General features: G+C 62.6%; 10 protein-coding genes. 8 read left to right on the top strand and 2 right to left on the bottom strand.

Features of this window, described 5'->3' with window-relative positions; genetic code table 11:
• From AC3WTM_RS23235 to AC3WTM_RS23220, 4 genes are all read left to right on the top strand, one after another.
• Entirely contained in the window at positions 1-1,059 is a 1,059-nt protein-coding gene (locus tag AC3WTM_RS23235) for a TauD/TfdA family dioxygenase (protein ID WP_102671079.1), read from the top strand.
• A gap of 11 nt (positions 1,060-1,070) precedes the next feature.
• On the top strand, positions 1,071-4,169 hold the full coding sequence (locus AC3WTM_RS23230) for a non-ribosomal peptide synthetase (RefSeq protein WP_102671080.1): 3,099 nt from the start codon (positions 1,071-1,073) through the stop codon (positions 4,167-4,169).
• A complete protein-coding gene (locus AC3WTM_RS23225) occupies positions 4,166-15,970 on the top strand; it encodes a non-ribosomal peptide synthetase (RefSeq protein ID WP_102671081.1) in 11,805 nt (3,934 codons plus the stop codon). Before AC3WTM_RS23230 ends, AC3WTM_RS23225 begins: the two co-directional genes overlap by 4 nt.
• Positions 15,971-16,242: 272 nt before the next feature.
• On the top strand, positions 16,243-17,208 hold the full coding sequence (locus AC3WTM_RS23220) for an alpha/beta hydrolase (protein ID WP_102671082.1): 966 nt from the start codon (positions 16,243-16,245) through the stop codon (positions 17,206-17,208).
• 157 nt (positions 17,209-17,365) lie between these two features.
• Here AC3WTM_RS23220 and AC3WTM_RS23215 read toward each other — a convergent pair whose 3' ends face one another.
• Positions 17,366-17,686, bottom strand: coding sequence for a DUF6124 family protein (locus AC3WTM_RS23215; RefSeq protein ID WP_102671083.1), 321 nt, complete (start codon positions 17,684-17,686; stop codon positions 17,366-17,368).
• A gap of 534 nt (positions 17,687-18,220) precedes the next feature.
• Between AC3WTM_RS23215 and relB the strand changes: the two genes are divergently transcribed.
• From relB to AC3WTM_RS23195, 4 genes are all read left to right on the top strand, one after another.
• Positions 18,221-18,475: a type II toxin-antitoxin system RelB family antitoxin gene (relB, locus tag AC3WTM_RS23210; RefSeq protein ID WP_371918607.1), complete on the top strand. Its 255-nt coding sequence runs from the start codon at positions 18,221-18,223 to the stop codon at positions 18,473-18,475.
• Positions 18,465-18,914, top strand: coding sequence for a hypothetical protein (locus AC3WTM_RS23205; RefSeq protein ID WP_102671084.1), 450 nt, complete (start codon positions 18,465-18,467; stop codon positions 18,912-18,914). Before relB ends, AC3WTM_RS23205 begins: the two co-directional genes overlap by 11 nt.
• A 206-nt stretch (positions 18,915-19,120) precedes the next feature.
• A complete protein-coding gene (locus AC3WTM_RS23200; RefSeq protein WP_102671085.1) occupies positions 19,121-19,657 on the top strand; it encodes a glyoxalase superfamily protein in 537 nt (178 codons plus the stop codon).
• Positions 19,658-19,723: 66 nt separating this feature from the next.
• Positions 19,724-20,236 carry a PaaI family thioesterase gene (locus tag AC3WTM_RS23195; RefSeq protein ID WP_102671086.1) on the top strand — a complete coding sequence of 171 codons (513 nt, stop codon included), beginning with the start codon at positions 19,724-19,726 and terminating at the stop codon, positions 20,234-20,236.
• Between the two features lie 427 nt (positions 20,237-20,663).
• On the opposite strand, the gene AC3WTM_RS23190 is transcribed toward AC3WTM_RS23195, so the two are convergent.
• A complete protein-coding gene (locus AC3WTM_RS23190) occupies positions 20,664-23,081 on the bottom strand; it encodes a TonB-dependent siderophore receptor (protein WP_102671087.1) in 2,418 nt (805 codons plus the stop codon).
• Positions 23,082-23,189 lie beyond the last annotated feature (108 nt).

The following is a 23,189-nucleotide window of genomic DNA, read 5'->3' as shown; positions in this document are numbered from 1 at the left end:
ATGACCGTTTCAACGACCAAGTCCATTCCCAAGATGGGTCGTGGTGCCCGCAAGAGCCTGTCCACCGATCCGACGCGGCTGGTGAGTTTTTCGCCGATGTTCGAGGGCCTCAGCATGCCGCTGGTGTGCCGTCCGGCCGTGTCCGGCGTGAGCCTGGTGGAATGGGCGACCCAGAATCGCGCGCTGATCGAAAGCAAGCTGCTGGAACACGCGGTGATCCTGTTCCGTGGCTTCCAGGTGGCTGATATCGGCGAGTTCAACCGCTGCGTCGACGGGATTTCCGGCGGTGCCCTGGAGTACCTGTTCCGCGCCTCGCCACGGACCCAGATCAGCGGCCAGTTCAAGATCTACAGCTCCACCGATTACCCGGCGCCGGAGAAAATCTTCCCGCACAACGAACACTCGTATTCACCGGTGTTCCCGCGTCACCTGTATTTCTACTGCGACACGCCGTCGACCACCGGTGGTGAAACACCCTTTGGCGATACCCGCCGGATCCTCGCGCGGATCGACCCGGCGGTGCGCGAAGAATTTGCCCGCAAACGCATCATGTACGTGCGCAACTACGGCGACGGCATGGGCCTGCCATGGCAGACCGTGTTCCAGAGCGAGGGTCGCGCCGAGGTCGAAGCCTACTGCGCCAAAATCGGTATCCAGGCCGAATGGAAGCCGGGCAACCGCCTGCGCACCCGGCAGAACGGCCCGGCCATCGTGCGCCATCCACTGACCGGCGAGCGCATCTGGTTCAACCACGGCACCTTCTTCAACGCACTGACCCTGCCGGACAGCATCCGCGACAACCTGCTGCGTGAATTCGGCCCGCAAGATTTGCCGCAAAACACCTTCTTCGGCGACGGCTCGCCGATTCCCGAGGACGTGATTCGTCACCTGCAAGGCATCTACCGCGAGGTGATGGTTGAGTTCGCCTGGGAGAAGGGCGACGTGGTCCTGCTCGACAACATCCTCAGCGTGCATGCGCGCAACGAATTCACCGGCTACAGAAAAATCCTCACGGCCATGGCCATCGCGCAGAAAAGCGCCGACCTGGATCAGGAATAAGGACCCCCGACATGAACACCACCGCCCTCGAACCTTCGGTAGACGTATTCCAGACTTCGGCCCAGCAGGCCTTTTATTTGCGGGCTCAGGAACTGGGCGCACGATCGCTGTTCGCCGCGCTGACGTTGCCGATCGCCCGGCCAGTGGACGCTCAGGCATTGCGCAGGGCACTGGAAACACTCAGTCAGCGCCATGAAATCCTGCGCACGCTGTACCGTCGTCTGCCGGGCATGAAGTGGCCGGTGCAGAGCCTGTGCGATGGGTTGCCGCTCACCCTTCCGGGTAACCAGCCTTCAGTGGCCGGTGCCTTGAGCCGCAGCCGTGAAGTCATGGTTGAAGATTCGAATCAGGCGCTGGTGGTGTCGCAGGTTGAAGACGAGGCAGGGCAGGCTTTCATCACCCTGCTGACCCCGGCATGCAGCATCGACGAGGCATCGCTGCGGGTGCTGGCGAGTGAACTTGCCAGCCTGTTGCGCGGTGAAACCCTGGTCGACGATGAGGACGCGCTGCAATACCTGGACTACAGCGCATGGCAGGAAGAACTGCGCGAAGAGGACATCGGCCACCAGGGCGCGGCGTTCTGGCGCAACCTGCAATCGCAGTTCGTCGTGGCTCATCGCGTGCCGTTCGAAAAAGCCGTCGAAGTCACTCTGGTTCGTCGTCAGGCAACATTGATTGACGCCCCATGGCTTGCTGGCGTGCAACGGGTCGCTGCCGAAACGGGCGTTGAGGCAGAGCAATTGGCGCTTTTGCTGTGGACCGCATTCGTTGCACGCATCGGCCACCAGGAAAAGCTGCTGATGGGCTGGCAGGTGGAGGGGCGCAACGAGCAAACCATCGCCACCCTCGGACGTTTCGCCCGGCGTTTGCCGGTGGCCTTCGATCACCGCAGCCAGCAGACACTGGCACAAGCGCTGGTGGCGTTTGCCGCCAGCGTCGAACAGTCGCTGTCGTGGCTCGATTGCCTCAATGAATTCGAACTGAGCGCCGAAGGTACCGCGCCGCTGCGTTACGGCTTCGTCTATCAGGCCGCCATTGAAAGCGCTATCGAGGTGGACGACGGCAACCCCGAAGTCCTTCGCCTGCGTGTGCAGGGCGATCAGTTGCAGTTGTCGTGTCTTGACGGTGCTCTGCCCGAATCGATGCTGGTTGAATGGCTGGAGCAGTTTGTCGAGTTCAGTCACCAATTGCTGGGTTCGTCCGAAATGACCCTGGCTCAGGCGACTCTGGTCAATGACGCACAACTGACCCGATTGGTCGAAGGCTTCAACCCGAATGCCACCGAGCAGGCATTGCCGTTCCGATTCCTGCAAGAACTGTTCAGCGAACAGGCGCGCCTGCATCCGCAACGCATCGCCCTGAGCGTCAACGGTCAGCACCTGAGCTATGCCGAACTGGATGCGCGCTCCAATCAAGTGGCCAACGCCTTGCGCGGCCAAGGCGTGACACCGGATGAAATTGTTGCGGTCTACGGCCAGCGCTCCCTGGAAATGGTCATCGCCCTGTTGGGCACGCTCAAGGCTGGCGCTGCGTACTTGCCGCTGGACCCGAACTACCCGATTGAGCGTCTGGCGTTCATGCTCGCCGATACCGGCGCGCGCCATGTGCTGGCCTGCCAAACGCTGCCGGATGCATTGCCTGGTGAGCGGACAATTTCCCTGATGCCGGGGGCCGAAGTCTGGTCCGCCGCGCAAACCCGGCCTGAGCCACAAGGCGACAGCGCCAATCTGGCCTACGTCATCTACACCTCCGGTTCCACCGGCAAGCCCAAGGGTGTGATGATCAGCCATGCCAACGCCGTGGCCTCGACCCTGGCGCGCAATGCCTTTTATCGCCAGCCGCTGCGCGGGTTCCTGATGCTCTCGTCGTTCTCCTTCGACAGCTCGGTGGCCGGGGTTTTCTGGGCGTTGGGGCAGGGCGCGACCCTGTGCCTGCCGGACGAAGACAGCTACAAGGATCCGGCGCAACTGGCGGCGCTGATCCAGCGCGAAGAGATTTCCCACTACCTGACCTTGCCGTCGTACCACGCACAGATTCTCGAACACCTCGACCGCCAGGCGCTGGCCTGTGTGATCGTCGCTGGCGAAGCCTGCAGCAACGCACTGGTACAGCGACATCGCGAGGCATTGCCGGGGGTGGCGCTGGTCAACGAATACGGCCCGACCGAGGGCACCGTGTGGTGTTCGGCCTGGGAGTTGCCCCTCAGCGACGATGACGACAGCATCCCCATCGGCCAGCCGATTGCCGGCATGCGCATCCATGTGCTCGGCCCGGACCTGCAACCGGTGGCCGTGGGCGTCGAAGGCGAGTTGTATGTCGGCGGGGCCGGCATTGCCCGAGGTTATCTGCAACGGGCCGCGCTGACGGCCGAGCGTTTTGTCCCCGACCTGTTCGCGAAGGCGGCGGGCCAGCGCCTGTACCGCACCGGCGACCTGGCGCGCTATCGCGCCGATGGCGTGCTGGAATATCTGGGCCGGGTCGATCACCAGGTGAAAATCCGTGGCTTCCGCATTGAGCTGGGCGAAATCGAGTCGGCCATGCGCAACGCGCCGGGCATCGAGGACGCCGCCGTGATTGCCCGGGAAACCCCGACCGGCCCGCAATTGCTTGGCTTCGTGGTGTCCCCGGCCGACACCGCCGACATCCGCCTCAACGAATTGCGCAGCCACTTGGCCGAGGCACTGCCCGAGCACATGCAACCGGCGCGCTTGCAGGTGCTGGAGCGCTTCCCGTTGATGCCCAACGGCAAACTCAATCGCCAGGCCTTGCTCGATCTCGACGTGCGCCGCAGCGCCTTCGTCGTGCCACGCAACGAACTGGAAAAAAGCCTCGCGGCGATCTGGGCCGAAGCGCTGCACGTCGAGCGCGTCGGCGTGCACGACAGCTTCTTCGAACTCGGCGGGCACTCGCTGCTGGCCACGCGCATTCGTGCGCGGATTCAGGAAGAACTGAACCTGGCGATCCCGCTCAAGCTGTTTTTCGACGGTGACACCCTGGAACGCCTGGCGGCGCAGATCGAGCAGTTCCGTCAGCACAGTGAACATAAAGAAAACGATGTAGACGCCCTTGAAGCGTTGTTCGACGAAGTGGATGAGGAACACGCGCGATGAGTGCTGCACCGGACAGAATGATGACCCTGGCCCAGCGTTTCTGCGGCTTGAGCGCGGACGCCCGGCGCGCGTTGCAACAGAAGATGCATGCCCAGGGGCTGACCCTGGAACTGCTGCCGATCCCGCCACGGGACCGCGCCGTCGACACGCTGCCGGCGTCCTACGCGCAGCAGCGCTTGTGGTTCCTCTGGCAGATGCAGCCCCAGGCCACTGCCTACAACCTGACCGGTGCCTTCCGCCTGAGCGGCGAACTCAACCCTGAGGCGCTGGCGCAGACCCTGAGCGCGCTGGTGCAGCGTCACGAAGTGCTGCGCACCACCTTCGTTTTTGACGACCGGCAAGTGCTGCAAAAGATTCACCCACGGATGGATGCGCCGCTGCTCGAAGTCAGCGCTGGCGACGAGGCCGAACTGCAGCGGCAGATCGCCCTCAACGCCGAGCAGCCGTTCGACCTGCACAGCGGTCCGTTGATGCGCTGCCGCTTGATCCACCTCGATGCGCAGCAACATGTGCTGGTGCTGACCTTCCACCACATTGTCACCGACGGCGGTTCGCTGCCGATCCTGTTGCAGGAGTTCACCCGGCTCTATGCACAACTGAGCGCCGGGCAGGCCGCGCAACTACCGGAGCCGGGCATTCAGTACGCCGACTTCGCCCGCTGGCAGCGGCTGTGGCTGGAGGCCGGCGAGGCCGATCGCCAGCTCGATTACTGGCGCGTGCAGTTGGGCCGCGAACACCCGCCACTGAACCTGCCGACCGACCGTCGTCGCCCGGCGATCCCGAGCCAGCAGGGTGCGAGCGTCGAGCTGGAAATCTCCACTGCGTTGACCGCCCAACTGCGTGATCTTGCCCGCCGCGAAGGCTGCACCCTGTTCATGGTGCTGATGGCAGCGTTGCAGACACTGTTGCATCGCTACAGCGGCGAGCAGGACATTCGTGTCGGCGTGCCGATTGCCAACCGCACCCGCCAGGACGTGGAAAACCTGCTGGGCTTTTTCGTCAACACCCAGGTGTTGCGCAGCCAGCCACGGGCCGAGCAGCCGTTTGGGCAATTGCTGGCCGAGATCAAGGCCGCGGCACTCGGCGCACAGGCCCATCAGGATTTGCCGTTCGAGCAACTGGTCGATGGCCTGGGCGTGGAGCGCAGCCTGAGCCACACGCCGCTGTTCCAGGTGATGTTCAACCACCAGCGCGACAGTGGCGGCCCGCAACGTTGGAACCTGCCGGGGCTGAGCGTCGAATCGCTGATCTGGGATGAGAAAACCACCAAGTTCGATCTAATGCTCGACACCGTCGAAAGCGACGAGGGCATCCACGCGTCGTTCGTCTACGCCACCGAGCTGTTCGACGCCTCGACCATCGAGCGTCTTGGCCGGCACTGGTTGAACCTGTTGCAGGCGATTTGCACTGACAGCACGGTTGCCTTGGCGGACCTGTGCATGCTCGACGCCTCCGAGCAGCAGGCCACCTTGCGCGACTGGAATCGCACTGCCGGGTTGAACAGCGATCAGGCGAACCTGTTGTGCGCCCATCAACTGATCGAAGCCCAAGCCGCCGCGCACCCGAACAACATCGCCGTGACCTGCGACGGCGTCACCCTCACTTACGCCGAACTGAACCGACGCGCCAACCGCATCGCCCATCGCCTGCGCGAGCGCGGCGTTGGCCCCGATGTGTTGGTGGGCATTGCCCTGGAGCGTTCGCTGGAGATGATCGTCAGCCTGGTGGCGATCCTCAAGGCCGGTGGCGCCTACGTGCCGCTGGACCCGCAATACCCGCAGGACCGCCTCGCCTGGATGCTCGCCGACAGCGGCACGCGCCTGTTGCTGACCGATTCGGCACTGATGCCGCGCCTGCCGTTGAGCCAGTGCATTGAAGTGATCTGCCTCGATCACGCCAGCGACTGGCTGCTTGAGGCCTGTGCCGACAACCTGCCGAACCTGACCGCTCCAGCGAACCTGGCCTACGTCATCTACACCTCAGGTTCCACCGGCAAACCCAAAGGCACGCTGCTGCCCCACAGCAACCTGACGCGGCTGTTCAGCGCCACCGAGCACTGGTTCGGTTTCAATGCGCAAGATGTCTGGAGCCTGTTCCACTCCTATGCCTTCGACTTTTCCGTGTGGGAAATCTTTGGCGCGTTGTTCTACGGCGGCAAGCTGGTGGTGGTGCCCCACGCGGTCAGCCGCTCCCCGGAAGACTTCGCCCGGTTGCTCAGTGATGAGGGAGTCACGGTACTCAACCAGACCCCTTCGGCCTTTCGCCAGTTGATGCCGTTCGCCTGCGCCAATGCGCCAGACATGGCCCTGCGGTATGTGGTGTTCGGTGGCGAGGCGCTGGACGTGGCCAGCCTGCGTCCGTGGTATGACGCCTTCGACGACCGGCAGCCGTTGCTGATCAATATGTACGGCATCACCGAAACCACCGTGCATGTGACCTACCGGCCGCTGTCCCGCGCCGACCTCGATGGCGCCAATAGCTCGCCGCTGGGGGAGCCGATCGGCGATCTGCGCTGGTACGTGCTCGACCCGCGCCTGAACCCGGTGGCCAAGGGCTGCGTCGGTGAGTTGTATGTCGGCGGTGCCGGCCTGGCCCGGGGTTATCACCAGCGCGCCGATCTGACCGCCACGCGTTTTGTGCCGGACCTGTTCGCCGCCGAGTCGGGCGCGCGGCTGTATCGCACCGGCGATCTGGCGCGTTATTGCGCCGATGGCGGCATCGAGTACGCCGGGCGTATCGACCATCAGGTGAAGATCCGTGGTTTCCGCATCGAACTGGGGGAAATCCAGGATCGTCTGCAAAGCCATCCGGCCATCGAGCAGGCGCTGGTCCTGGCACCGCAGGTCAATGGCAGCCCGCAATTGGTCGCGTGGTTCACCGCGAGCGGCGACGACAGCGATTTGCGCCACTCCCTGCGTGAACATTTGCAGGCCGGTTTGCCGGACTACATGGTGCCGGCGCATCTGATCAAACTCGACCAATGGCCGCTGACCGGCAACGGCAAACTCGATCACGCTGCATTGCCCAAGCCCGACGCAACGCTGGCGCAGCAAACCTACACGGCGCCGATGGATGAGCTGCAAACCGAGTTGGCGGCGATCTGGCAAGACGTGCTCAAGCTCGAGCGCGTGGGCATCGACGACAACTTCTTCGAACTGGGCGGCGACTCGATCATTTCGATCCAGGTGGTCAGCCGCGCGCGACAGGCCAGGATTCGCATCACCCCACGGGACCTGTTCCAGCACCAGACCGTGCAGAGCCTGGCGAAGGTCGCGGTACGCAGCGCCGGGTTGCTCATCGACCAGGGGCCGGTGCGTGGCGAGGTGCTGCTGACGCCGATCCAGCACTGGTTCTTCGAGCAAGACATCGAGGCTCGTCACCACTGGAACCAGTCGCTGCTGCTGGAACTGCGCGAGCCGCTGGACAGCGACAGCCTGCAACAGGCCTTGGCCGCGCTGGTAGAACATCACGACGCGTTGCGTCTGCGGTTGCGTCAGGTCGACGGCGTCTGGCAACAGGCCCAGGCCGAGCAGTGGAACAGCGCCGAGGTGCTGTGGCAGCGCCAGGCCGCCAATGCCGATGAACTGCTTGAACTGTGCAATGCCGCGCAAGCCAGCCTGAATCTGCAGGACGGCCCGCTGTTGCGTGCCTTGCTGGTGGACATGGGCGCGGCGGGCCAGCGCCTGCTGCTGGTGGTGCATCACCTGGCGGTGGACGGCGTGTCCTGGCGATTGCTGCTGGAAGATTTGCAAACCGCGTATCAACAAGCGCAGCAAGCTCAACCCCTGCGTCTGCCAGCGAAAACCAGCGCCTACCAGGCCTGGGCCGCTCGCCTGCAAACTCATGCGCAAAGTGCTGTATTGGCCAGCCAAGCCGGTTACTGGCAAGACCAGTACCGCGACGTACAGGTGCAACTGCCCGCCGACAACCCCCAAGGCAGCCTGGCCAGCCAGCATGCCGTGAGTGTGGAAACTCTGCTCGACAGCACATGGACCCGCCGACTGCTGCAGGACGCCCCGGCGGCTTACCGCACCCAGGTCAACGACCTGTTGCTGACGGCACTGGCGCGGGTGTTGGGCAACTGGACCGGTCAAACTTCGACGCTGGTGAAACTGGAAGGCCATGGCCGCGAAGACCTGTTCGACGACATCGACCTGACCCGCACCCTGGGCTGGTTCACCTCGATCTTCCCGGTGAAACTCACCCCGGCCACTGATCTGGCCGGCAGCATCAAAGCAGTCAAGGAACAGCTGCGCGCCGTGCCCGACAAAGGTATCGGCTTCGGCATCCTGCGCTATCTGGCGGACGGCGGCCTTGAGGATCTGCCGTCGCCGCTGGTCACCTTCAACTACATGGGCCAGTTCGATGCCAGTTTCGACGAACAGGCACCGTGGCGCCCGGCCCGGGAAAGTGGTGGTGCCGAGCAGGGCGCATCGGCCGAACTGGACCGGGGCCTGAGCATCAACGGTCAGGTGTATGCCGGGCAATTGCGCCTGAGCTGGACTTTCAGCGGTGACGTGTTCAACCCGCAGACCGTGCAACGTCTGGCCGATGCCTACGCCCTGGAGCTGCAACAGCTGATCGAACATTGCCTGAGCGGTGCCGGCGGGTTGACCCCGAGCGACGTGCCACTGGTGCGCGTCGATCAGGCGCAGCTGGATGCCTTGCCGCTGGCGGCCAGCCAGATCGAAGACATCCTGCCGCTGTCGCCGATGCAGCAGGGCATGCTGTTTCACAGCCTGTTCGCCCCGGATGCCGGGGCCTACATCCCGCAGATGCGCGTGGATGTGCAGGGGCTCGACGTCGAGGCGTTCCGCGCTGCCTGGCAGCAGACGCTGCAGCGCCATGAAGTGCTGCGCGCGGCGTTCTTCAGCGAAAGCAACGGCTCGCGGCCGTTGCAAGTGATCCTGGCCGACGCCACGCTGCCGCTGACCGTGCTCGACTGGCGCGATCAATCCAAGGTTACCGGAGCGCTGGATCGCCTGGCCGAGGACGACCGTCTGCGCGGTTTCGACCTGACACTGGCGCCGTTGCTGCGCCTGACCCTGGTGCAGACCGCCGATGACCGCCATCACCTGATCTTCACCAACCACCACATCCTGCTGGACGGCTGGAGCACTTCGCAGTTGTTCGGCGAAGTGCTGCAGCGGTATTGCGGAATCATGCCGGCGCCGAGTGTTGGCGGTTATCGCGATTACATGACTTGGCTGGGCACCCGGGATCGCGCCGCGTGCGAAGCGTTCTGGCTGGAGCAATTGCAGTCGTTCACCGAACCGACGCGACTGGCCGGCGCCTTGCCGGGGCCGGTTGCCGGGCAGGGCGATGCTCATCGCACCCTGCACCTGAGCCTGGACCGCGCGGCCACCGAGCGCCTGAGCGGCTTTACCCGTCAGGCCCGCGTCACGCCCAACACCCTGCTGCAAGCGGCGTGGCTGTTGCTGTTGCAGCGCTACACCGGGCAGCAAACAGTGGCGTTCGGCGCCACGGTGTCGGGGCGTCCAAGCGAATTGCAAGGGATCGAGCAGCAGATCGGTCTGTTCATCAACACCTTGCCGGTGATCGCCACACCGCACCCCGAGCGCACGGTCAGCCAATGGATCGATGAAGTCCAGGCGCTCAACCTCAAGTTGCGTGAAGTCGAATACACACCGCTGGCGGATGTGCAGCGTTGGGCCGGTCACTCTGGCGAGGCGCTGTTCGACACGCTGCTGGTGTTCGAAAACTATCCGGTGGCCCAGGCGCTGGAAGAGGGCAATGCCAGCGCGCTGAAGTTCTCCGGCATCAGCAACCACGACCAGACCAGCTTCCCCTTGGCCATCGCCGCCGAGCTGGGTGAATGCCTGGATTTGCGTTTCAACTACGACACGGCGCTGTTCAGCGCCGAAGCTATTGAAGGCTTGAGCACACTTCTGCTGGCATTGCTCGATGCCATGGTCAGTGCGCCGCAACTGCCATTGGGGTGCTTGAACCTGCTCGATGCCGCACAAGCGGCGCAGCAGATCGAGGGCTTCAACCGCACCGCGCAGGCCTGGCCGGATGTGCGTCCGGTTTACCAGTGCTTCGAAGCCCAGGTGCTGCAAACCCCGGAGGCCCCGGCCCTGGTGTTTGCCGGCCAGACCCTCAGCTATCGCAAACTCAATCGACAGGCCAACCGGCTGGCGCACTACCTGCGCAGCCAGGGCGTCGGCGCCGAAGTGCTGGTGGGCATTGCCGCCGAGCGTTCGCTGGAACTGGTGATCGGCCTGCTGGCGATCATGAAGGCCGGTGGCGCCTACGTGCCGATGGACCCGGACTACCCGCGCGAACGCCTGGAGCACATGTTCGACGACAGCGGCGTACACCTGCTGCTGACCCAGCGTCATTTGCTTGAGCAGTTGCCGATTCCGCCCGCCACCACGGCGATTTGTCTCGATGACATGGCCGGTTTGCTGGACGACTTGAGCAACGAAAACCTGCCCTGTGTGGTCGAGCTGCAATCGCTGGCCTACATGATCTACACCTCCGGCTCCACCGGCAAACCCAAGGGCGCGGCCAACCACCATGAGGCCTTGTACAACCGCTTGGCGTGGATGCAGGGCGCCTATCCGCTGGACGGGCGCGACACCGTCTTGCAGAAAACCCCGTTCAGTTTCGACGTGTCGGTCTGGGAGTTTTTCTGGCCATTGATGACCGGTGCACGCCTGGCCGTGGCCGAGCCGGGTGCCCATCGCGATCCGGCGCAACTGGTCAGCCTGATCGAGCAGTACCGGGTCAGCACCCTGCATTTCGTGCCGTCGATGCTGCAGGCGTTCGTTCAGGGCGAAGGCTTCGAGCGTTGCGCCAGCCTGCGGCAGGTCATGTGCAGCGGCGAAGCCCTGTCGGCGGACTTGCAGCATAGCCTGTTCCGCGTGCTGCCCAACGTTGGCCTGTACAACCTGTACGGCCCGACCGAAGCGGCCATCGACGTGACCCACTGGACTTGTGTCGACGACGGCGGCTTCAACGTGCCGATCGGTCAGCCGATTGCCAACCTGGTGACCTACATCCTCGACGACAGTCTGCAACCGCAAGTGCAAGGTTGTGTGGGTGAGCTGTATCTGGGCGGCATCGGCCTGGCCCGTGGTTATCACAACCGTCCGGAGCTGACCGCTGAACGCTTCGTTGCCAGCCCGTTCGGTGAGCAGGGCGAGCGCCTGTACCGCACCGGCGACCTGGCGCGTTACCGCGCGGACGGCGTGATCGAATACGTCGGGCGCATCGACCATCAAGTGAAGATCCGCGGCTTGCGCATCGAGCTGGGGGAAATCGAAGCCTGCCTGCTGGAGCATCCATCGGTGCGCGAGGCCGTGGTGATCGCCCTCGACGTTGGCAAGTCCAAGCAATTGGTGGCTTACGTCGTAGGTCCTGCTGCCGTTGATCCACTCAAACAACACCTGCGCAACGCACTGCCCGAGCACATGCAGCCGAGCCACGTGCTGTTGCTCGATCAGTTTCCGGTGACGCCCAACGGCAAGCTCGACCGCCGCGCATTGCCGCAACCGGACCTGCAAGTGCGCGAATACGTTGCGCCGCGCAGTGCCGTGGAAGCGACGCTGCAAGCCGTGTGGCAGGCGTTGTTCGAAGTGCCGCAGATTGGCATGCACGACAACTTCTTCGAACTGGGCGGCGATTCCATCGTCTCGATCCAGGCCGTCAGCCGGGCGCGCAAGGCCGGGTTGAACATCTCACCCAAGGACGTGTTCAGCCATCCGACCCTGGCCGAGCTGGCGACGGTGGCCCAACCAGTCGTGGTGGATGAAGCCGTGCCGGCGTTGGTTGCACCGGCAGCGAAAATCGAACTGAGTGACGCGCAGTATCAGGCGCTGGAACTGACAGCGGACGAAGTCGAGGATGTTTATCCGCTGTCGCCGATGCAGCAGGGCATGCTGTTCCACACGGTGCAGGACGGCGACTCGGGGCTGTACGTTAATCAGATCGAAGTGGGTGTGCGCGGCGTCGACGGTGCGCGCTTTCGTGAAGCCTGGGCCGATGCCGCCCGACGTCACGGGATTCTGCGCACCGCATTCCTCTGGGAAGGCGACAGGGAGCCGCTGCAAGTGGTGCGGCGCGAGGCGCCTTCGCTGCTGACCGAACTGGACTGGCGCGGGCTGGATGATCAGCCTGAGCGCGTCCACCAACTGGCCCGCGAGGAGCGCGAACGCGGCTTTTCGTTGAACCGCGCGCCGCTGTTGCGCCTGTTGCTGGTGCGTCTGGAGGATGATCGCTATCGCCTGATCTGGACCTACCACCACATCCTCATGGATGGCTGGAGCGTATCGCGCCTGATCGGTGAAGTGCTGCGCCATTACAGCGGCGAGGAGCACGAACCGGTGGCCGCCTATCGCGACTACATCGACTGGCTCGGCCAGCAAGTCGCCGAGGCCAGCGAAGCGTTCTGGAAAGACAAACTCAATAATCTCGAAGGCGCCACGCACCTGGCCCGCGCCTTGCCGGTCAAGGCGCCGCAAGCCGGTTATCACGCGATCCATACGCACCTGAGCGCCGGGCAGACCGCGGGGTTGCAGGCCTTTGCCCAGCAACAGCAAGTGACCCTCAACACCCTGGTGCAAGCCGCGTGGTTGCTGCTGTTGCAGCGCTACACCGGCCAGCGCACGGTGACCTTCGGCGCCACGGTATCCGGGCGTCCGGAAACACTCAACGGCTCGGAGAACATGCTCGGGCTGTTCATCAACACCTTGCCGGTGGTCAATACGGTGCCGACCGACATGAACGTCGGTGACTGGCTGCGGGAGATCCAGGCCTATAACCTCGACATCCGCGACTTCCAGCAAACACCGCTCAGTGATATTCAGCGCTGGGCCGGGCAGGGCGGGCAGTCGTTGTTCGACAGCATCATCGTGTTCGAAAACCAGCCGGTGGACCGTACCCTTCGCGAGTGGAACGGCGATTCCCTGCGCTTCGAGGACGTTTCCGATTTCGGCCTGACCAGCTTCGCCATGGACCTGATGGTCAGCCTCGACGAGGGGCTGCGCATCGAGTACATGCACCAGCGCGATCAGTTCGATCTGGTCACCGTGGAAATCCTGCGCAGCCACATGGAAAGCCTGATGCAGCGCTTGTGCGACGACGCCGGGCGCGCCGTTGGTGAGCTGGGCCTGCTGACCCTGGACGAAGGCCGGGCGCTGGACGGCGAACTGCCGGTGGTGGCCGAGGGGGACGAGACGCCGGTGCACGAACTGATCCGTCAGCGTTCCCGACTGCAACCGGATCACACGGCGCTGGTGCTCAGTTATGCCGATCGCGACGCCGAGCAGTTGAGTTATGCCGAACTGGACCGTCGCTCCGATGCCCTGGCAGTGCATCTGCTGGAGCAAGGCGTGCAGGCCGAAGACGTGATCGGCGTGTTCATGGAGCGCTCGCTGGAGCTGGTGGTGTCGCTGCTGGCGGTGATGAAGTGCGGTGCGGCCTACGTGCCGCTGGACCCGCAATACCCGCAGGAACGCCTGCGCTACATGATGGCCGACAGCGATATGCGCTTGCTGCTGACCCAGGAGCGTCTGTGCGATAGCGCGCAACTCAATCCGGGCACGGCGATGGTCGCAGTGGATCGCTTGAACCTCGACGTCGATGTGGCGGTGCCATCGAGTTCCGTGCACGCCGAGCAACTGGCCTACCTGATCTACACCTCGGGCTCCACCGGCAAGCCGAAAAGCGTCGCCGTCGCCCACGGGCCTTTGAGCATGCACGTGCAAGCCATCGCCGAGCTGTACGAGATGGACCCGGACAATCGCGAGCTGCATTTCATGTCGTTCGCCTTCGACGGCGCCCATGAACGCTGGATCACCGCGCTGATCAGCGGCTCGACCCTGGTGATCCGCGACAACAATCTGTGGACCGCCGAGCAGACCCTGGCGGTGCTGCACCGCCAGCGCATCAGCGTCGCCTGCTTCCCGCCAGCCTATCTGCTGCAACTGGCCGAACACGCCGAATTGCAGGGCGGTGATCCACCACCGGTGCGCATCTATTGCTTCGGTGGCGATGCGGTGCCGGACGCCACCTTCGAGCGGGTCAAGCACACACTCAAGCCGCAATTCCTGGTCAACGGCTATGGGCCGACGGAAACCGTGGTCACGCCGCTGCTGTGGAAAATCGCCGCCGACGGCCACTGCCAGGCGATGTATGCACCGATTGGTCAACGCGTCGGCAGCCGCAGCCTGCACGTGCTGGACATGGACCTCAACCCGCTGCCGGTGGGCATGGTCGGTGAGTTGTACATCGGCGGACGGGGTGTCGCGCGTGGCTACCATCGTCATCCGTGGCAGAGCGCCGAGCGCTTCGTCGCCGATCCTTTCAGCACCGAAGGCGGGCGCCTGTACCGTACCGGCGACCTGGTGCGCCGCCGCGAGGATGGCGTATTCGATTACGTCGGACGTATCGACCATCAGGTCAAGGTGCGCGGCTTCCGCATCGAGCTGGGCGAAATCGAAGCCCGCCTGCGCGAGCAGGCCGGGGTCAACGATGCGCTGGTGGTGGTGCGTGACAACGGGCAGGGGCCGCAACTGGTGGGCTATGTGGTGGCGGCTGAGGACGAGGGCCTCGGCCCGCGTTGCCAGGCGGCATTGCGCGAGAGCCTGCCCGACTACATGGTGCCGACCCAGGTCGTGGTGCTGCCGCGTTTCCCGTTGACCCCCAACGGCAAGCTCGACCGCAAGGCCTTGCCGGATCCGGCCTTCACCGGCCGCGACTACGTCGCACCGCGTACGCCGCTGGAATGGGCGCTGGCGGATATCTGGCAACAGGTGCTGGGCATCGAGAAGGTTGGCATTACCGACAACTTCTTCGAGTTGGGCGGCGATTCGCTGCGCACCCTCAAGGTGATCTCGAAAGTTCGTGCCCTGAATGAGCCGGGCTTCCAGCTCAAGCTGCGGGACATGATGGCCAAGCCGACGATTGCCGGGTTGTCCGGTGTCGATGAACAGCCGCAGCGACACAGTCCGCAACCGCTGTTGCTGCTTAATCAGGTGGTGAATGATCAGCCGCCGCTGTTCTGCCTGCACGCCGGTTTCGGCACGGTGTTCGACTACGAGCCATTGGCCCGACGCCTCGAAGGCGAGCGCACGGTGTATGGCGTGCAATGCCGGATGTTGCTCGACCGGCAGTGGCACGACACCTCGCTTGCGCAGATGGCCCAAGATTACGTCGAGGCGATCCGCGCCCGGCAACCCCAGGGACCGTACCACGTGCTGGGCTGGTCGCTGGGCGGGGCGTTGGCGTTGATGGTGAGTGACTTGTTCGAACAGCAGGGCCAGCGAGTGGCGTTTGTCGGCCTGGTGGACAGCTTTGTGCCGACCCAGGTCAATGCCGTCGCCAGCCCGGATGAGTGGCGCACGGATCTGGCCGAGTTCCTCGGTGCAACCTTGGGCATGGATGGCGCGGTGATTGCCCGGGTGTTGAGTACCGAGTCGACGGGGGACCACGAGGCAGTGGCGCGGATCATTCGTGCGGTGATCGACAGTGAAAGCGATCAGGCCAGCGGCTACGCGCTGCTCGGTGCCGATGAGTTGGCCCAGACGTTCATGGTCAGCACGCGGTTGAAGGCGCTGTCGCGACAGGTCGAAACCCTGCCGATTACGCAAGCCGAGCTGCATTGCTGGTGGGCCGATGGCAACCCGACGGCCGAACGCGCGACCCTGGAGCGTCAGCGACCACGGCTGCGCAAGGTGCAAACGGTAACGGCCGGCCACTTCGATATCCTGCAGCAGGAGGAGTGTCTGGACGCCGTGGTGGCTGCGCTTGGCCGGGAGGTGGTGCCAGAGCTCTAAACCAATCATTTGTGTTGACGGGGCTTCCCTGTGGCGAGGGGGCTTGCCCCCGTTCGGCTGCGAAGCAGTCGCAAACCCGAACAACGCGGTATGTCTGACTGATCTCAAACGCTGGTTCTGGGGCCGCTTCGCGACCCAACGGGGGCAAGCCCCCTCGCCACAGGTTTCTTGTTCGGCCTGGGAGATTCTTCATTGAACAGGATGACGCCCTAATGAACGGTCCTCACGGTTCGTTTATTGGGCGAGCTTTTTATTTTTGGAGACTACCGCCCATGGCACTGCACCCGGACATCGAAGGGTTTCTAGAGCTGGCCGAGTTCGGCCGCTTCAGCGGCAAAAGCCAACCCATGCATGAGCTGAACCCGAGCGAAGCGCGGCAGCAATTCGAACAGACTTCGCAGTTGCTCGATGCGGCGCCAACGGGCGCGTTGACGGTGACGGAGGTCAGCATTGCTGCGCGGGATGGGCATTTGCTCAATGCGCGGCTGTACGCCAAACCGCAACCGGACGGCGAGCCGAGCCCGGTGTTGCTGTACTTCCATGGCGGCGGTTACGTGGTGGGCAGCCTCGACTCCCACGACACCTTGTGCCGGCGTCTGGCGCTGGCAGGGCAGTTTGCCGTGTTGTCGGCGGACTATCGCCTGGCGCCGGAACACCGTTTTCCGACCGCATACAACGATGCCGAAGACATCACCCGTTGGCTGGCCATCACCGGAGCCAAGGCGCTGGGGCTGGACGCCCGGCGCATTGCGCTGGCGGGGGACAGCGTCGGCGGCAGCCTGGTGGCATCGCTGTGCATCGCCATCGCCCAGGACCCGTTGGGATGGCCGCTTGTGCCGCGTCTGCAAGTGCTGCTGTACCCGGTAGTCGACGCGGTAAAAAAACGCCCGTCCCTCGAGCGATTCGCCGAAGGCTATCTGCTGGAAGCCACCACGCTGGAATGGTTCTACCAGCAATACCAACGCAGCGAGGCGGATCGTGCTGACTGGCGTTTTTCACCGTTGTACGCCGAGTGTGTGCAACGGCTGACGCCGACGGTGTTGTGGCTGGCCGAATACGATCCGTTGCTCGATGAAGGCCTGGCCTGGGCCGAGAAACTGCGTACTGCGGGGCAACCCCTGGTGTTGGAGGTCAAGGCCGGCATGACCCACGACTTTGCGCGCATGGGCGAGATGGTCCAGGAAGTGCCGGGGATGCTGGGACAACTGGCGGCGCAGATCAGCGAGAGTTTGGCCTGACGCATGGCGTAGTGATCAGCGACGCCGTCCCCTGTAGGAGCGAGCTTGCTCGCGATGGTCGTTAACGATAACGCGTGTTTACTGGCTAAACGCAGCGCCTTTGAATCCATCGCGAGCAAGTTCGCTCCTACAGTTTGTTTTGCGCTGACTCAGATAACTAGGGCGGATCAAGCCGATCCAGCGCCCGGTTCACCGCCAGTTCCCCCAGCATGATCACCTGCGCAATCCCCAGCAGCGCATTGCGACTCGTCCCCTGCAGATGATCCACCAGATCGTTGGCCATGACATTGGCCGACGCCAGCGACTCACAGGCGTGCACCAGCAGGGTTTCGATACTGAGTTCGGGATTGACGATGAACATCGTGTTGGGTGTGCGCAGGGTGGCCATGATGTTGGGGCCAGGGTTGAGGTGGTGATCGAGGCTTTCGTGCGGGGAGGCCGGGTCGGAATCCGGCGGATTGGGTGTCACTTTGAACATAAGCTGATTACTCCTGAATGGAGCCGCTCATTCTTCTCTACTAAAAGAAGGGTGGCGGCTGGACGCAGGTTAGTAGACCGGGGAGATCAGCATTTACCGGCGCGCCGAAGCGCCCTGCGTACAGCCACCATCAAATTCAGGCAGACCTGACTGATAGCACTTTTACACCGCTGATAAGACCACGGGCTACTAAACCCGATCACCGACAATCAGTGACCCGAATCAAGTTACCGACGACCCCCAAGGCGCACAAGCCGGCGGATTCTGGCGTACCTGTAGGCAACGACGCAAGGCATTGTGGCTTTCACGAAGTAACCTGTAGGCCGATTAAACAAACACTGTCGAGTGGCATTTAACCCGCTGTTTTGCCTTGTCAGAGAGCGTTGAAAACCTCGGAATCGGCCGGAAGAATCCTACGAAAGTTTGCGGTTGGCCGTCGGAAGTCTGGTGTTTACGATCTATCGCGCAATGAACAGCTGGACCGGCAAATGACAGACCACCTTGTCAGCGACGACAGCGATCCCGGAGGTCAATGTGAGCACCGAGCTTTCCACCACCACCCCAAAGTTCGAAACTGACGAACATGCCGCCAGCTATGACTGCTGGTTCCGCTCCAAGGTGCAGGCTTCGCTTAAAAGCCCGTACCCGAACGTCCTGCATGATCAGGTAATGGTTGATATGCGAGCTCTTCTCGAATCAAAGTCTAATGGACGCGGTAGCGGACCACGCAGAATCAAGCCCATCGGCCTTCTGAAAAAAAACCAAGGACGACTCATTGATGGAACTTAAAAAAAACCTCATCAGTTGCCTGATTTTCCCTATCGCCCCTGTGGCCGTCATTTTCCTGACCTCCGCCCTGTGCAGGGAAATCTGGACAGAAAACTTCTACACACCCGGTGAGGACGGCGGAGAAGTCGAGCCCACGCTGGCTCTCTTTATCATTCCGCTCCTGCTGGTCATTGCCGCATTTTTGTTTGCGGGCCTGACAGCGTTGACTCGATGGGTGGCGCGGCGTTTTGAACCCGGGGCCTGGTGGCGGTGGTTGATGGCGATTCCGCGCGTCGTCCTGGCAGCCATTGCGTTGTTTCTGTTTCTGCTTTCGACCGGTTTCCTGATGGGAGATGTGCTCGGTCCCTTCAGATATTGGCAGGTGGCTTGCGCATGGGCAGCCAGCGCGGTGACCGCCGGGGCATTTGTGGTTCAGCAACTTTCACGTCTAAAGGAATAATCCTCAGGCCTAGGACAGGGTTCTGCCGAGCCATCTTCCGCATCCCGTATCGGCTATGTATTATCGACCTCGGCCCGATGCTGCCCGCCGCTCGCTCCCGTTGGGAAAGGTGAAAGCGTCTCCTCCTTCTACAAACCCTGTCGCCTCTCTTGACGGTCGAGGTTTGGCAACGCGAGCACCAAAGCATCTCGGCTACAGGAGCAGTCATGTTTTCAATCGAGCAAGCCAAGCAAATGGCCAGACAGTTGCGCGCCTCGCTGGAGGAACGCAATCAAGTGGTGACCCATTCCACTGCACTGGAACTGGTCGCCCAGCAACTGGGCTACAAGGACTGGAACACCGCGTCAGCGATGCTTGCCCAGGCAAACACCCCGTCCACGCCTGCTGCAACGTTCGACAAACCCATTCCAATCTTGCGGATGTTCGACGAAGCCAAGGCGCGTGAGTTCTATCTGGATTTCCTGGGCTTTAGCGTCGAGTTCGAGCATCGTTTCGAGGCGGATTTGCCGCTGTACCTGGGCATCAGTCGCGACGGGCTGCAACTGCATCTTTCCGAGCACCACGGCGATGCCAGCCCGGGCTCGACGGTGTTCGTGCCCATGCACAACATCGAACTGCTCAGGGACGAATTGCAGGGCAAGCGCTACGGATACGGACGCCCGGATATTGTTCAGCAGGGTTGGGGCAAGGAGCTGCAAGTCTACGACCCGTTCGGCAACCGGATTCGCTTCTGCCAGTATTGATCAGACGGTGCGGACCAGGGCGACCCGGTCCGTTTTGAACCACCCGGTATTAAGGATGGACACGGTATGACCACGCAGGACATTTCGCTTCAAGACATCGCCGCGCCTGAAGGCGTTTGTTATGGCTGCGGCAGCCAAAACCCGCACGGGCTGCACATCAAGAGCTTCTGGCATGAAGACGGGGTGCATGTCATGGCGCAGCACATGCCGGATGACAAGTACTGCGGCTGGCCGGGTCTGGTTTACGGCGGTTTGATCGCGATGCTGGTCGATTGCCACTCCAACTGGGCAGCGATGGCATATCACTACCGGGCAGAACAGCGCGAGGTGGGCAGCTTGCCCCACATCACCTGCGTCACCGGTAACCTGGGCATCAAGTACATCAAGCCCACCCCGATGGGTGTCCCCCTGACACTGCGTGCAAAAGTTGAGGGCGAGGTCGGGCGCAAAAGTCGGGTTATTTGCGAGGTCTTCGCCGGGGATGTCCTGACCGCTGTCGGGGACTCCACGTTTGTCCGTGTCGATACCGAGCAACTCAGGGCCGCTGCGCAAGCAGAAAACGGAACCGGGCCACTGTAGGAGCGAGCTCGCTCGCGATGGACTCAAGAGCGCTGCGTTTAGCCAGTAAACACGCGTTATCGTTAACGACCATCGCGAGCAAGCTCGCTCCTACAAGTGGTCGCAGTCAGCCATCAGGGCCGCTGCGCAAGCAGAAAACGGAACTGGGCCACTGTAGGAGCGAGCTCGCTCGCGATGGACTCACAGGCGCAGCGTTCAACCAGTAAACACGCGTAATCGTTAACGACCATCGTGAGCAAGCTCGCTCCTACAAGTGGTCGCAGTCAGCCATCAGGGCCGCCGCGCAAGCAGAAAACAAAACCGGGCCACTGTAGGAGCGAGCTCGCTCGCGATGGACTCACAGGCGCAGCGTTCAACCAGTAAACACGCGTTATCGTTAACGACCATCGCGAGCAAGCTCGCTCCTACAAGTGAGGGCACTCAGCCATCAGTACTGCGCGCGCAGGCTCAGGGTCAGGGTGCGTGGGTCGCCGTAGAAGTTGGTGCCCCAGGAGGCATCGACGCGGTCGTAGTACTTGCGGTCGAACAGGTTGTTGGCGGTCAGTGTCGATGACAGGTGTTCGTTGAACTTGTAGCCGACTTGCGCCGAGGTAACGGCATAGCCGCCTTGATGGAACTTCACGTCACGCTGGTAGTAGGTGTCGCTGACCACACGCACGCCACCGCCGACGCTGAAGTCCTTGAGCGGGCCGTCGGTGAACTCGTACTTGGTCCACAGGTTGAAGTTGTGCTTGGGCGTGATGGTGCTGAAGGTCTTGCCTTTGTTGGCCTGGTCGCCGTCCAGGAACTTGGTGGAGGTGTAGGCGTAACCGGTGACGATGCTCCAGTTGTCGGTCAGGTTGCCGCTCAGCTCGGTTTCCCAACCCTCGCTGCGAGCCTTGCCTTCGGTCATGTAGGCACCGGAGGTGTTGTCGTATTCGGCGCGGTTTTCATCGTAGATGCGAAAGGCGGCGATGCTGGCGTTCAGGCGACCGTCGTAGAATTCGCGCTTGAGGCCGATTTCGTATTGCTTGCCTTCGCGCGGGCCGACGGGCTCGCCGTTTGTGCCGATTTCGCTTTGCGGTTTGAACACGCCGGTGTAGCTGAAGTAGGTCGACAGTTCTGGGGTGATCTTGCCGATGATGGCGCCGTACGGCACGACCTTGCGGTTGATGCTGGTGTGGGCTTCGCCGAAGTTGTTGAAGAAGGCGTTGGCGTTCTTCGCATCGCTTTCGTACCAGGTGACGCGGCTGCCGCCGATGACATCGAGCCAGTCGGTGACGTTGAACTTGGCGCGGGTGTAGACGCCGTACTGATCGGACTTGGACCAGTTGCCGTTGACGTGCGCATAGTCATTGCGGGGAATGTCGATGCTGCCCGGATTCCACACGTTGATCGGGAAGTACTCGCCGCCGCCGTAGGTGAAATCCTTGTCCAGGTGCTGGTACTCGGCACCCACGGTGAACTCGTGTCGGCGATCGGCGAACTCGAACGGCGTGGTGACAAAGCTGTCAACGCCGACGGTCTTGATGTGGGTGTAGTAGTCGTAGGCCACGGCCCAGCTGTCACCGGTGGCCGGGTCGACCGCGCCGTCGGCCCAGGTGAAGTTACGCTCCGGGGTTTCGGCATCGCGGTAGGTCAGGGTGGTCTTGAACTGACCGCCGTTGTCCAGTTCGTGGTCGAGTTCGGCGAAGGATTCCCAGACTTTTTCGTTGAGGGTGTTCCACTTGGCATCGACGAAGGTCGAGCGCGGCACGTCGAGCAATGAGCCGTCGGCGTAGGCCGGCAGGCCGAAGGCCGGGGTGGAGTTGTTCTTCTGGTAAGCGCCGCCGACCGACAGGGTGGTGGCCGGGTCGAGGTCGAATTCCAGGCGACCGTAGACCATCGGGCGTTCGTTCTGCGCGTAGTCGACGAAAGACTGGTTGTTCTCGTAGGCGGTGATGAAACGACCGCGCACGGTGCCCTGTTCGTTCAACGGGCCGGTGACATCCACCGAAGAACGGTAGCGATCGTAAGAGCCGGCGGCCAGTTCGCCACCGAGGGCGAATTTGCTCAGGGCGCGCTTGCGCACCACGTTGATCGTACCGCCGGGTTCGCCCGCGCCCTGGTACAGGCCCGACGGGCCGCGCAGTACTTCGATGCGGTCGTACATCGCCAGGTCGAAACTGGTGGCCATGTCGCCCTGGCCGGTGGGCTGCGAGACGCCGTCGACCTGCACCTGGTCGACGAGGAAGCCACGCATGTAGACGTCATTGAGGCTGGAGCCGGAGTTGTAGGTCTTGATGGTCACGCCGGTGACCTGACGCATGGCGTCCTGCAGACTGTTCAGGTTCTGGTCGTCCATGCGCTGGCGCGTGACGACGGACACCGACTGCGGGATGTCCTTGAGCTTGATGTTGCCTTTGCCGATGGTGACTTCATTGGTGGTGTAGGAGTGCGAGCCTTCGGTGGTTGGCCCCAGCGCCAAGCCGGTAATGGACGTCGCACCCAGTTGCAATGCACTGGAGTCACCGGCCGATGGCACCAGCGACACGGTGTTGCCATTCAACTGAAAATTGATGCCGCTCCCCAGCAGCAAGGTTTTCAGTGCCTGTTCCGGTTCCATGTTGCCGGACACCGCCATGGACTTGATGCCGTTGACCATGTCCTGGCTGTAGAGAATCTGCAGGTTGGTTTGCTGGCCCAGTTGGCGCAATGCACTGGCCAGTGACTGAGCCGGTACATTGACGTTCACCGGGGCTGCCTCGACCTGGGACGTACCCAGCAGCAACAGGGTCAGCAGCGCGCCCGGCACGACCGTTCGGAATTTCTTTTGCCGTTCGATGGCTAACGCCAAGGGTGCGCGGGACAGAGTAAGGCTTTGCATTGCTCGAATCGCTCCAGAATGGTGTGTGCAGTTTTTTAGTTAATGATAATTATTATTAGACGGACCACTTTGGCTAAACCGGAAAACAAACTTCAAAAAACAATGATT

The organism is Pseudomonas sp. EU05-FHT14B02 (genome assembly GCF_058791055.1).
This window is presented reverse-complemented; position numbering and strand designations above follow the sequence as displayed.